This is a genomic window from Occallatibacter sp. (assembly GCF_049510455.1).
Classification (GTDB): domain Bacteria; phylum Acidobacteriota; class Terriglobia; order Terriglobales; family Acidobacteriaceae; genus Telmatobacter.
The window spans coordinates 35,556-47,890 of the sequence record NZ_JBEKYX010000003.1; the positions used below are offsets into that span (position 1 = coordinate 35,556).

Below are 12,335 nucleotides of genomic sequence, written 5' to 3' on the forward strand. Positions count from 1 at the left end.
CTACGCTTGCGGCTTTGGTGTGAGGCGCACAAAGCGCTGCGACTCGGTCTCCCAGTTCGCCAGCAACCACCGCGCGCGGAGGCTCTGCGTCTTGGCGGCGTGCAGTTCCACCAGTTCATAGATGGATTTGCGCGCGGCATGGTCGAGGTCATCCCACGTTTCCGGCTGCAGGAAAGAGTTGTGAAAGCGGCCTTTGTTGAGGAAATCGCCCTCCTCGTCATACACCCATGCGAGACCGCCGGTCATGCCTGCGCCGAAGTTGATGCCAGTTTCGCCGAGGACAACGGCGAGGCCGCCGGTCATGTACTCGCAGCCGTGATCGCCCACGCCTTCCACGATGGCCAGCGCGCCGGAATTGCGAACCGCGAAGCGCTCGCCGGCACGGCCGGCAGCAAAGAGCCATCCGCCAGTGGCCCCGTAGAGAGCCACATTGCCTAGCAATGTATGGGCAGCAGAATCCTCCGCAGCACGACCCACGGCACGCAAAATCAGTTCGCCGCCGCTGAGACCTTTGCCGACGAAATCGTTGGCAAGCCCATCGAGTTCCAACGTCATGCCAGAGCCGGCAAAGGCCCCGAAGGACTGGCCCGCAATGCCGTGCATCTTGAAGACAAGCTTTGAGCCGGTCGCTGCCGGATTCTGTGTTTTAAAGAGCGCCAGCTCGCCGGAGAGCCGCGCTCCGAGCGTGCGGTCTTCATTGGTGACGCGCGTTACAAGACGAAATGGCTTGTTCGACTTGAAGGCTTCGAGCGCCGGCTCGACCCATGCGTTGTCAATGGGAATGTGCTGCTCGGGGCGATCATTGCGGCTACCCTCCCAGCGGATGGCGCCGCCCGTCTCCTCTGCAATGGCCACGGCCTTCAACATGGGCTTAAGATCGAGACCTGCATCCCAGCGTACCTGCTCAAGCAGATCTGCACGGCCCGTGGCTTCAGAGAGTGAAGAAAGACCCAATTTGCCCAGAAGCTGGCGGACTTCCGCGGCCAGTTCGTCAAAGAAGCGGACCACGTGCTCCGGCTTGCCGCGGAACTTGGCGCGCAGCTCAGGCCGCTGCGTGGCAATGCCGGTGGGGCAGGTGTTGAGATGGCACTGGCGCGCCATATCGCAGCCAAGCGCGACAAGAACTGCCGTACCGAAGGCGTACTCATCCGCCCCGAGCAGCGCGGCCATAACAATGTCGCGCGCTGTGCGGAGACCGCCGTCCGTCCGCAGGCGAACGCGGCCACGCAGCCCATTGTGCACCAGCACCTGCTGTGCTTCGGCCAGGCCGAGTTCCCAGGGGTTGCCCGCGTACTTGATGCTTGAAAGCGGCGATGCGCCGGTTCCACCGGAGTTGCCGGCAATGACGATGTAATCGGCATACGCCTTGGCCACGCCGGCAGCAATGGTGCCCACGCCGCAGCCCGAGACGAGCTTGACGCCCACGGCAGCGCGCGGATTTACGCGCTTTAGATCCCAGATGAGCTGGGCAAGGTCTTCGATGGAGTAAATATCGTGGTGCGGCGGCGGGGAAATGAGCTGCATTCCCGGCTGCGCGTGACGCAGGCGCGCGATCAGCTCCGTTACCTTGTGGCCGGGAAGCTGGCCGCCTTCACCGGGCTTCGCGCCCTGCGCGACCTTGATCTCAAGCTCTTCCGCATGGGCCAGATACTCGGCCGTGACGCCGAAACGTGCGCTGGCTACCTGCTTGATCTTGTTATTGAGCAGCGAGGGCGCGCCGTTGATCGGAGAATAAACGGCGGGATCTTCTCCGCCTTCGCCGGTGTTGGAACGCCCGCCAAGCAGGTTCATCGCTTCCGTAATGGTCTGGTGCGCCTCCGGCGAGAGCGAGCCAAAAGACATAGCGGAGGCAATGAACTTCCGTGTGATATTGCCCGCGGATTCGACGGACTCGACGGCAACCTCAGGGCCTGCTGGACGGATTTCAAGCAGATCGCGAAGATTCTGCGGCTCGGTCTCTGTGGCTTGCGCAGCGAAGGATGCAAACGGGGTAAGTGCCAGGGCCGCGCCCTGTTTGGTGGAGCCGACAACGGTCTGTAATGCGCGTACAATCTGCGGCTGCCACTGGTGCAACTCGGCGCCGTCAGCCTTGCGGAAGCGAATGAAGCCGTAGTCGGACAGATCCTTGGTCTGAGTGGTCACCTGGGCCGCGGCCACAACGGTTGTCTCGTCCTCAGAAGGCTCGTCGGCGCTATCGGAACCGGACCATGACTGGCGCACATGAGACTCGATCTGCTCGAAACCGATGCCGCCAATGGGCGCGGGAACACCCGGGAAGCATTTATCGACGATGTACTGCGCGAGGCCGATGGCGTCAAAGAGATGCGCGCCGCGGTAGCTGTCCACCACGCTGATGCCCATCTTCGACATGACCTTGGCCAGGCCCAGCTCCATTGCGTGAATCAGATTTGTCTCGCCGTTTACGGCGTTAAGGTCACGCGCTGTTTCAAGCGCCAGCCACGGGCACACCGCGCCTGCACCCATGCCCAGCAGCACAGCCAAATGATGAATCTCGCGGCAGTCGCCAGCTTCGACAGCAAGGCCCACCTCCGCACGCACGCCGCCGCGAATAAGTGCATGATGCACGGCTCCAGTGGCCAATGCCATGGGAATCGGCAGCGCGTCCGGCGATGCATGGCGATCCGTAAGCATAAGCAGAGCGGCTCCTGAGCCTACCAGCTCGACGGCGCGCGCTGCGAGGATGTCTACAGCGACTTCGAGTGAGGTATCAGGCGTCCAGGTGCAATGCAGAATGGCGTGCTGCATCTTGCCGGACTGCGCGTGGTCGCCTTCCATAAGCGCGTGCATCTGGCCGAGCGTAAGCAGCGGCGAGTTGAGGCTGAGGCCGGGCAGCGGCTCACGCAGCTCAAAGATATGCGGCCAGGGGCCAAGGCGCGTATGCATCTTGAGCACCACGGCCTCGCGCAGCGGATCGATGGGCGGATTGGTGACCTGGGCGAAGCGCTGGCGAAAGAAGGCGTAGAGCGGGCGCGGAGCCCTGGCCAGTGGCGCAATGGCAGTGTCGTCGCCCATGGACCAGACAGCGTCCTTGCCCTCGGCGGCCATCGGAGCCAAAACCATGCGCACATCTTCACGCGTATAGCCGAAGCTGCGCTGCAGGCGGTTCAACTCCGCGGCAGCGAGTGGCGCAGGTGCGCCGGCCGCATCCGTGAGCGGAACGTCCTGCTGGATTAAATCTTCGTATTGCCGCTTCTGATCGTAAATGTTGAGAATCTCATCATTCTCAAAGAAGCGGTTGAAGTCGAGATCGGCCACGATCATCTGGCCAGGGCCCAGCCGACCGCTATGGACAATATGATCCGGGTCCATGTCGACGAGGCCCACCTCCGAGCCCGCGACCACGAGGCCGGTGTCATCTACGGCGTATCGACAAGGACGCAGGCCGTTGCGGTCAAGGATAGCGCCCACCTGGCGGCCATCTGTAAAGGCCAGCGCAGCGGGGCCGTCCCACGGCTCAATGCAGTCGCCGCTGTACTGCAAAAATGCGGAATTATAGGCAGGGTTTGCGGGAGGCAGCAGCATACGCGCGGCCTCACCCACGGTTCGGCCATTGTTAGCCAACAGTTCCACGATCTCATCAAGCGAGGTCGAATCCGAGCCGCCCTCGCTCAGCACCGGATACAGATCGAGCGGCAGGGTGGCTGCGCGAGCTTCCATGCGCGCACGATTGCCCCAGATGGTGTTGATTTCGCCGTTGTGCGCCAGGGTGCGGAAAGGCTGCGCGCGATCCCATGAGGGCAGCACGTTGGTAGCGTACCGCTGATGGAAGAGTGTGATCGGAGTCTTGAACTCCCGATCCGCGAGATCGGGATAAAACTCCTTCAGCAGGCGGCCCGCGCACAGCGCCTTGTAGATCATGGTCCGCGAAGACATGCTGCAGATGTAACCAGGCAGAGCTGAACGCTCAAACTGTTTCCGCGCCAGATACAGCCGGCGGTCGAAGTCTTCCGCATTGCGCGTGGTGATGAGCAGTTGCCAGATGGCCGGTCGCGAGGAGTTGGCGATCTCGCCCAGCACCTCCGGCCGCACAGGCACCTGCCGCCAGAAAAGCTCGTCGAGATTTTGTGCAGACAGGGCCGCAGCCATCTCGGCGCGTTGCGCGGAGTCATCCTGCGGCAAAAAAAACACAGCCACGCCCAGCGGCTTATGTTCGACCAGAGTAAGGCCTACCTGCTTCAGCAGCCACTCACGCGGCACCGTGGTAGTGACACCCACCCCGTCGCTCGACTTCCCATCCGCCGCAACCGCGCCGCGATGCTCCAGGCGCGAAAGCGCCGTAAGCGCGTGAGCCAGAATCTGGTGCGAGGGCTCGCCTGAAAGTCGGGCCACAAAACCTACGCCGCAGGAATCGGAATCAAAACGCGGATCAACCAGGCTGCCCTGAAGATGGCAGGCGGTCTGCACTGGATATGAAGCAGCACGAGCATAAACTTCCATGAATAACTGTAGCCCTTAAATTGTTAAATTTCGAGTCTGCTACAAAATTTTGCCGCATTTTTCGATTGAATACATATTTTCTTGTCATAAAAGAAGAAATGTTCCGGGCCGTCTCGAAGGTGACACAAGGACGGAATCCAAAACTAAGAACAAAATTCAATCGGCACAGCTCATGAGCCAGAAAGCGCCAGGACTTTCAAGGAATCTTCTTTGCATAGTTATACAGTTTCGTTGTATATTTATGCAAGCGCGGCACCTCACGGAGCCGCGCTCATTCTTTTGCTCTGAATTGCACGAACGCATGGGCGAGGCGGCGAAGTTGAAGATACGGCGACACAATGCGATACGCGAAGTTGTTGCCAACTCTCCGGTGACGAATCAGGATGAGCTGCGCCGCAAGCTGCGCCGCCGCGGCATTGCCGTTACGCAGGCCACACTCTCGCGCGACATTCACGAGCTGCATATTTACAAGGGGCCCGCGGGCTACTCGCTGCCGAACGGCAACGGCAATGGAGCTATTGCGGCAGCAGCCGAAAAGGATGACGATACGCCCCCCTCCGTACAGGAAGTAATCGACAGCTTTGGCCTGCGCGCGCTGCAAGCGATGAATCAGGTGATTATCCGTACAGTGATGGGCGGAGCGCAGCCGGTAGCTGCCTCACTCGATTACGAGGAATGGCCCGAGGTGGCCGGCACCCTCGCGGGAGATGATACGGTTTTGGTGATTTGCAAGGACGCGCGCCGCGCCGCCGGAGTGGAAGCACGGTTGAGGATAATGCTGGAGTCATGAGCAACGGGGTACAGACAGCGGTAATCGGCGTAACAGGATATGCGGGCGCGGAGCTTGCGAGGCTGCTTCTGCGGCATCCACGGCTGAAAGGAACGCCTCCGATCTTTGCGGGCAGGCTCGATCAGCGCGAAGCTGAGCGCGGCGGGGTCCCACTCGCCGAGATTCATCCGGAGCTTGTAGATTCGAAGGGCAGCGGCGACTTGCGGCACCAGCCGTTTTCATGGGAGCTGCTGTTAGACCACGACGTTGAGACGCTGTTTCTCGCCACACCGCATGAGTTGTCGCGCGAATGGGCTCCCGAGGCGCTTTCACGCGGAATGCGCGTGATTGATCTGAGCGGCGCATGGCGACTGACCGAAGCGGCCAACCGCGCAATCTACGCCTTCGAGGATGAAGGCTCTGCGCAGGCGCTGAAGATTCAGGATGAAGCGGTGTATGGAATGCCGGAGCTGCATCGCGCAAAAATTGCCGGTGCGCGGCTGGTAGCGAATCCAGGCTGCTATGCGACGAGCATAATTCTGGCGTTGAGGCCGCTTGTGGCAGCAGGACTGGTGGATGTAGAAGCAGGAATTGTGGCCGACTCCAAAAGCGGCGTAAGCGGCTCGGGTAAGGCCCCCACTGCCAAAACGCACTTTATGTATGCGGCGGACAACCTCTCCGCGTATGGAGTCTTCGGACATCGGCATACGGGCGAGTTACTTGAGCAGATTGAAATTCCAGGCGATGCAATTGTGTTTACGCCGCATCTGCTTCCGATTCCGCGCGGAATTCTGTCTACCATCTATCTGCGCTTTAAGGAGCCGCAGACGCGCGATAAAGTGCTGCATACCTACAAGACGTTTTTCACCGGCAGTCCGATGGTTCGGCTGCACAAAAACGGGCTGCCGCAAATTTTGCACGTGGCGCGGACCAGCTATGCGGACATTGGTTTTCAGCTTTCCGCCGATGGTCGTCGCGCGGTGATTGTGAGCTGTCTTGACAATCTGTTGAAAGGGGCATCCTCACAGGCGGTGCAGAACTTCAACGTTATGCATGGCTGGGATGAGCAGCAGGGGCTCGAATGAAGGAAGGTCTCGGATGAAGTATGTGGTAAAACTCGGCGGCGCGGGACTCGAAATACCTGAGCTGCTGGCCGGCTCGCTGAAGGCGATCGCGGACCTGGTGCGCGATGGCAACCAGGTGGCAGTAGTGCATGGCGGCGGCGTGCAGCTTACCAAAACGCTTAAGGCGCTCGGCAAGCAGAGCGAATTTATCAACGGCCTGCGTGTAACCGATGCCGAAACGCGCGATGTGGCGCTGATGGTCTTTGCCGGACGCGTGAACAAGCAGCTTGTAGCCGGATTAGGAGGTCTGGGGCAGCCGGCAGTGGGACTTTCTGGCGGCGATGGGCTGACCTTTCGGGCGCGCAAGAAGCGCACCTCACCGGATCTCGGTTATGTAGGCGAAATTGCCGCAAGCGATCCGCGCTTGATTGAAGCGATCTGGCAGATTGGCGGCGTGCCGGTATTCTCGTCGATGGCGCTGGGCTTTGATGGCGATTACTACAACATCAATGCCGATGAGATGGCCTCAGCCTGCGCGATTGCCTGCCGCGCCGATGCGCTGATCTTTCTCACCGATGTACCGGGCGTGCGCGGTGGCAGCGGCGAAACACTGCGATGGCTCAGCATTGACCAGATTGCCGAGATGGCGAAGAACGCCATTATCTCCGGCGGCATGCTGCCCAAGCTGAGCGCCTGTCGCGAAGCGCTTTTGAATGGAGTGAAGCGAGTACGCATTCTGCCCGCAGAGGCTGCCAGTTCTCTTCCCGATCTGACAAGCACGCGCGTTACTTACGGCACTGAAGTCATGGTGGCATAGAGGAGATTAAGAGCATGTCGAAGCTGGAACAAATTAAGGCTGCGGAAGCAAAACTACTGCTGCATACATACGATCGCAACTCGATTCTCTTTGTGCGCGGCGAAGGCGTACACATTATCGATGAGAAGGGCGACCGCTATCTCGATCTGCTCAGTGGCATTGGCGTCAACGCACTGGGCTACGGTCATCCGGCGATTGAGCGGGCGATCCTCAATCAAAGCAGAGCGCTGATTCACACCTCAAACCTCTTCTATCACGAGGGACAGGCAGAGCTGGCACTCCGGCTCACCGAGCGCGCGGGCCTTGACCGGGCCTTCTTTGCCAATACCGGAACTGAGGCTATTGAAGGTGCGCTGAAACTGGCGCGCGCGCATGCCGGCTTACTGCGCAGCGAAGGCAAGCTAATCGGCACCAAGGTGCTGGCGCTTGAGTGCGGCTTCCACGGGCGTACCTTCGGCGCGGTCTCCGCCACGCACAAGGCCAAGTACCGCGAGCCCTTCGCACCTGTGGTGCCTGGCTTTGAATTCGTGAAGTTCAATGATGTAGCCGATCTGCGCGAGAACTTTTCAAACGAAGTCTGTGCGATTCTCGTCGAGTCGATACAGGGTGAAGGTGGCATCCGTCCGCTCACGCAGGAGTTCTTCGCTGAAGCGCGCGAGCTCGCGTCGTCCACTGGCGCTTTACTGATTTCAGACGAAATTCAAGCGGGTCTGGGTCGCACCGGCAAGTGGTTCGGCTATCAGCATTACGGCATTTTGCCGGACGTTACCACACTGGCCAAACCGCTTGCGGGCGGCCTTCCCCTCGGGGCGATTCTCTGCACGGAAGAGGCTGCGCGCGCCATTCACGCAGGCATGCACGGCACCACCTTCGGCGGCGGTCCACTGGCCTGCGCCGTAGCGATTGCCGTTCTTGAAACTATCGAAAGCGAGGGCCTGCTCGCGCATGCAACTGAAGTGGGCAACTACTTCCAGCAGCAACTGCGCACACTGGCAAATAAGCACGAAAGCATCGTTGAGGTTCGCGGCAAAGGTTTGATGATCGGCGCTGAACTCGATTCCGCCGATCTGGCCAAGCTCATCGTAGCGGAGATGCTCAAGCGACATATCGTCATCAACTGCACCAGCGATACGGTGCTGCGCTTCCTTCCGCCGTACATTCTGGAGCGCGCGCATGTGGATGCAACCATTGCCGCACTGGATGAAATCTTTACCGAACACGCAGCCGCATTCAGCGGCACAGCGGCTTCGCAGGCCGCAGGAGGAAACCGTGTCTAGCAAAGCAACCCTGGAACGTTTGCATCTTGAAATTGACGTCGCATCCGATCCCGACATTCTGACCGCTGCCGCACGCATGGCAGGCGAAGATCTGTGTTCGATCGCGGATCTTTCGAGCTCTGAGGTGCGCGCGATGCTTAAGCTCGGCCATGACGTGAAGCGCAATCCGCGCGACTACCGTCATGCGCTGGATGCCAAGCAGATGGTGCTGATGTTTGAGAAAGCCAGCCTGCGCACTCGGCTCAGCTTTGAAACCGGCATCAACACCATGGGCGGCAACGCAATCTTTGTTGACCAGACCAACTCGCCGCTGGGCGAGCGCGAATCGATTGCCGATGTGGCCAAGAACGTGGAGCGTTGGGTGGATGTAATTGTGCTGCGCACCTATGCGCATGACACCATCACGGAGATGGCTGCGAACTCGCGTGTGCCGGTCATCAACGCGCTCTCGGATTTTGAGCACCCGTGTCAGGCGCTTGCCGATTTCTTGACACTGCAGGAACATTTCGGCACTGTTAACGGCTTGAATCTCACTTACGTGGGGGATGGTAACAACGTTTGCCACTCGCTCATGCTGACCGGCGCGCAGCTTGGCGCGAATGTTACCGTGGCAACGCCGCGCGGGTATTCGCCAGACATTGAGATTGTGACCAAGGCGCGCGAGATGGCCGACATCAATGGCTGCGAGATTAGATTGCTGCAGGACCCGCATGCAGCCGTCGAAGGCACGGATGCAATTTACACAGACGTCTGCGTGAGCATGGGAATGGAGCACGAGTCTACGAAACGAGCGCCCATCTTCCGGCCCTTCCAGGTAAATGAGGCGCTGATGGCAGATGCCCCTTCGCATGCCGTCTTCATGCATTGTCTTCCGGCACACCGCAACGCTGAAGTTTCAGACGCGGTGCTGGATGGACCTCAGTCGATTGTTTTCGATCAGGCGGAGAATCGCATGCACGCGCAGAAGGCTCTGCTGCTTCTGCTGCTGGGCGGGCTGCCGAGGGTAACTAAATACGGCGGGCGATAAACTTGTGACGGTGAGCAGCGGAATACGCGGCGTCATGTCGCATAATTGCTATTCGTTGTTCACTCTGCGCTATTCACTGGAGAGATTAAAGTGAAGATGTGGTCGGGCCGCTTTCGCGAGCCCCTCGATACTGAATTCGAGCAATGGCAGAGGTCGATTGTCTTTGACTGGCGACTGCTTCCGCAGGAAGTTGCCGCGAGCAAGGCTCACGCCTCTGCTCTTTGTGCGGCTGGAATTATTACAGAGAGTGAAAGAGCGGAACTCCGCGCGGCGCTGGACGCAATTGCCGCGGAACACTCGTCAGATACAGGCAAGGCAGCGGTGCGCGATCACGCAACTGCCGAGGACATTCATCATTTTGTCGAGCTGTCGCTGGTGGAGCGCGTCGGCTCGATGGGCCTGAAGCTGCACACGGGCCGTAGCCGCAACGAACAGATCGCAACCGATCTGCGGCTGTATGTTCGCGAGCAAATTGAGCTGACTATTACATCGCTTGCCGCATGGGCCAGCGCGCTTGTGGAGCAGGCGAAGCGCGCAGGCGAGGCCGTGATGCCGAGCTATACGCATCTGCAGCGCGCCGAGCCTGTGCTTATCGCGCACTGGCTGCTGGCTTATGCGGAGATGCTGCTGCGTGACGTATCGCGGTTGCATGATTGCTCCGTGCGGCTCAACTACTGCCCGCTCGGTTCCGGTGCAATCGCCGGGGCAACGCTGGCGTTGGATCGCACAATCGCCGCGCGTGAGCTTGGCTTCATCGCGCCGACTCCGAATTCGATGGATGCAACGAGCGACCGGGATTTTGTGCTCGAGTATCTCACCGCGCTCACCTTCATCGGTCTGCATGCCAGCCGCTTTGCCGAAGAGATCACTCTCTTTGCCACGGCTGAGTTTGGATTTGTAGCACTGCCAGAGGCATTTTCGACCGGTTCCAGCGCGATGCCACAGAAGAAAAATCCTGATCTGACCGAGTTGTTGCGCGCGAAAGTCGGCCGCATTCACGGCGCGGCAGAGGCCGTAACGCTGCAGATCAAGGGATTGCCGCTGGCCTACAACAAGGACTTGCAAGAGACGCAGGAGCAGGCTTTTGCTGTGGAGTTTGTTCCTCAGATGCTGGCCCTGGTGGCGCGTTTTACCCTCGCGCTCAAATTCAATCACGATGCGATGCGGACTGCTGCGCAGAACGGCTATCTGAACGCGATGGCCGCGGCTACGTACCTCGTCTACAAGGGCGTTCCCTTTCGCACGGCGCATGAAAAGATCGGCAACGCTGTTCGCTATGCACTTGAGAAGGGCGTGGAACTGAACGCGCTATCGCTCGCGGAGCTGAAAGAGTTCGGCCAGGAGTTCGATGCGGATTTCTTTCCCGCCATCGATCTGAATTCCACACTTGATTGCCATGATGTGATCGGTGGCACGGCACGCACACGCGTGCATGAGGCGTTGCATGCGGCAGAGTCCAGGATTGCGGCACTGACGCATCAGCGGGAGGCCATGCATGCTGGTGCGTAAAGCCCGGCTGCATGACGCGTCACACGTCTACGACCTGGTGAACTCGCTCTCGCATGATGGCACACTGCTCAAGCGTTCTTTCGCGGAAGTCTGCGAGAACATTCGCGACTTCACCGTGGCAGTCTCCGATTCGGGTGTCTTTCTGGGCTGCGGCGCGCTGCATTTGTACGGCCCGCATCTCTCTGAGGTGCGCTCCATCGTTATTCAACCCGAGGCGCGCGCACAGGGCGCAGGCGGCCGCATCCTGGGCGCGCTCATTGACGAGGCCGAGGAACACGGCATCCAGTCCGTATGTCTTTTTACGCGCATTCCGGATTTCTTCTTCAAATACGGCTTCCGCGTGGTGGAGGATAAGACCGAATTACCGGACAAAATCTTCAAGGATTGCCAGAGCTGTCCCCGGCTGCACCGCTGCGATGAGGTGGCGATGGTGCGCGGCAGAATTCCGCGCGTCTCCATCCTTGGGCCGCGTATCGAAGCCGAGCAACTGGTTCGCATCGGTGGTTAATCCCCATTCCATACGCCCGGCACGGGCAACCAATTCTTCAGAATCGGTCATTTATTCTTCAAAAGCTGTTATCCTTTGCCACGTGCCCGCGACTTGCCGGTTGCGGCAACGTTCAGTGCATTCCGGAGTGGCGCAGAAGGCGCGAAGCGGTTTCCCGTTGCTACACAAGAGGAGAAGATCGCATGAAGAAACAACTGATCGTTTTGAGCGCGGCGCTCTGCGCCGCTTCCTTTACATGGTCCGAGTCACGCGAAGACGCAAACAAACGGCTGCAGAATGCAGCCGAGGTTCTGACAGCCATTACCACGGCGCCGGATAAGGGCATCCCGCTCGAGGTTCTGAACAACGCCAAGTGCATTGCGGTGGTGCCGCACATGCTTAAGGGTGGATTCATCTTTGGCGCGCAGGGCGGCCGCGGCGTGACCACTTGCCGCACGGCCAAGGGCTGGAGCGCGCCGGCCTTCTTCACCATCGCGGGCGGAAGTTGGGGCCTGCAGATCGGCGTCGAGGGCGTAGACCTGGTGATGATCGTGCAGAACCAGCAGGGCATGGATCACCTGCTTTCGGGCAAGTTCCAGATCGGCGCAGACGCCTCGGCTGCCGCCGGCCCGGTGGGTCGCCATGCTTCGGCGGGCACGGACTGGAAGATGAACGCCGAAATCCTCACCTATTCGCGCGCCAAGGGAATCTTTGCCGGGCTGACACTGAACGGCAACGGCGTAAGCGCTGATGGCGATACGAACAAGGCTGTCTACGGCACGGATGACGAGCGGGCCATTCTTACAGGCAAGATACCGCCTACGCCCGCAGGATTGACCTTTATCCACTCTGTCCGCCGCGCCCGCGATGCAGCCGCCGGCAAGTAACGGCGTCCGCGTTTTCACCCATCCCCGGCCCGCCGCGCGC

General features: G+C 59.9%; 9 protein-coding genes. 8 read left to right on the forward strand and 1 reads right to left on the reverse strand.

Annotated features, from left to right (window positions below; translation table 11 throughout):
* A complete protein-coding gene (gene gltB / locus ABSG47_RS00940; protein WP_424165173.1) occupies positions 1–4,458 on the reverse strand; it encodes a glutamate synthase large subunit in 4,458 nt (1,485 codons plus the stop codon).
* Between the two features lie 319 nt (positions 4,459–4,777).
* Between gltB and ABSG47_RS00945 the strand changes: the two genes are divergently transcribed.
* The 8 genes from ABSG47_RS00945 to ABSG47_RS00980 all read left to right on the forward strand — a co-directional run bounded on the left by ABSG47_RS00945 (position 4,778) and on the right by ABSG47_RS00980 (position 12,295).
* The gene (locus tag ABSG47_RS00945; RefSeq protein ID WP_424165176.1) at positions 4,778–5,248 is read left to right on the forward strand and encodes an arginine repressor; all 471 of its coding nucleotides are present in this window, start codon (positions 4,778–4,780) and stop codon (positions 5,246–5,248) included.
* The gene (gene argC / locus ABSG47_RS00950; RefSeq protein WP_424165178.1) at positions 5,245–6,312 is read left to right on the forward strand and encodes an N-acetyl-gamma-glutamyl-phosphate reductase; all 1,068 of its coding nucleotides are present in this window, start codon (positions 5,245–5,247) and stop codon (positions 6,310–6,312) included. Before ABSG47_RS00945 ends, argC begins: the two co-directional genes overlap by 4 nt.
* A gap of 13 nt (positions 6,313–6,325) precedes the next feature.
* Positions 6,326–7,108 carry an acetylglutamate kinase gene (gene argB / locus ABSG47_RS00955; RefSeq protein ID WP_424165181.1) on the forward strand — a complete coding sequence of 261 codons (783 nt, stop codon included), beginning with the start codon at positions 6,326–6,328 and terminating at the stop codon, positions 7,106–7,108.
* 14 nt (positions 7,109–7,122) lie between these two features.
* Entirely contained in the window at positions 7,123–8,385 is a 1,263-nt protein-coding gene (locus tag ABSG47_RS00960; protein WP_424165184.1) for an aspartate aminotransferase family protein, read from the forward strand.
* Positions 8,386–8,461: 76 nt separating this feature from the next.
* Positions 8,462–9,412 (forward strand): ornithine carbamoyltransferase, encoded by a 951-nt coding sequence (gene argF, locus ABSG47_RS00965; protein WP_424165287.1) that lies wholly within the window; start codon positions 8,462–8,464, stop codon positions 9,410–9,412.
* A gap of 96 nt (positions 9,413–9,508) precedes the next feature.
* Complete coding sequence (gene argH, locus ABSG47_RS00970) at positions 9,509–10,921, forward strand: argininosuccinate lyase (protein WP_424165290.1); 1,413 nt, start codon at positions 9,509–9,511, stop codon at positions 10,919–10,921.
* Positions 10,908–11,429, forward strand: a complete 522-nt coding sequence (locus ABSG47_RS00975; RefSeq protein WP_424165186.1) for a GNAT family N-acetyltransferase — start codon at positions 10,908–10,910, stop codon at positions 11,427–11,429. Before argH ends, ABSG47_RS00975 begins: the two co-directional genes overlap by 14 nt.
* A gap of 182 nt (positions 11,430–11,611) precedes the next feature.
* On the forward strand, positions 11,612–12,295 hold the full coding sequence (locus ABSG47_RS00980; protein WP_424165188.1) for a lipid-binding SYLF domain-containing protein: 684 nt from the start codon (positions 11,612–11,614) through the stop codon (positions 12,293–12,295).
* Positions 12,296–12,335 lie beyond the last annotated feature (40 nt).

Coding starts and splice junctions, on each gene's coding strand:
- gltB (WP_424165173.1), bottom strand. CDS start 4,458: ATGGAAGTTTATGCTCGTGCTGCTTCATATCCAGTGCAGACCGCCTGC.
- argC (WP_424165178.1), top strand. CDS start 5,245: ATGAGCAACGGGGTACAGACAGCGGTAATCGGCGTAACAGGATATGCG.
- argB (WP_424165181.1), top strand. CDS start 6,326: ATGAAGTATGTGGTAAAACTCGGCGGCGCGGGACTCGAAATACCTGAG.
- ABSG47_RS00960 (WP_424165184.1), top strand. CDS start 7,123: ATGTCGAAGCTGGAACAAATTAAGGCTGCGGAAGCAAAACTACTGCTG.
- argF (WP_424165287.1), top strand. CDS start 8,462: ATGGCAGGCGAAGATCTGTGTTCGATCGCGGATCTTTCGAGCTCTGAG.
- argH (WP_424165290.1), top strand. CDS start 9,509: ATGTGGTCGGGCCGCTTTCGCGAGCCCCTCGATACTGAATTCGAGCAA.
- ABSG47_RS00975 (WP_424165186.1), top strand. CDS start 10,908: ATGCTGGTGCGTAAAGCCCGGCTGCATGACGCGTCACACGTCTACGAC.
- ABSG47_RS00980 (WP_424165188.1), top strand. CDS start 11,612: ATGAAGAAACAACTGATCGTTTTGAGCGCGGCGCTCTGCGCCGCTTCC.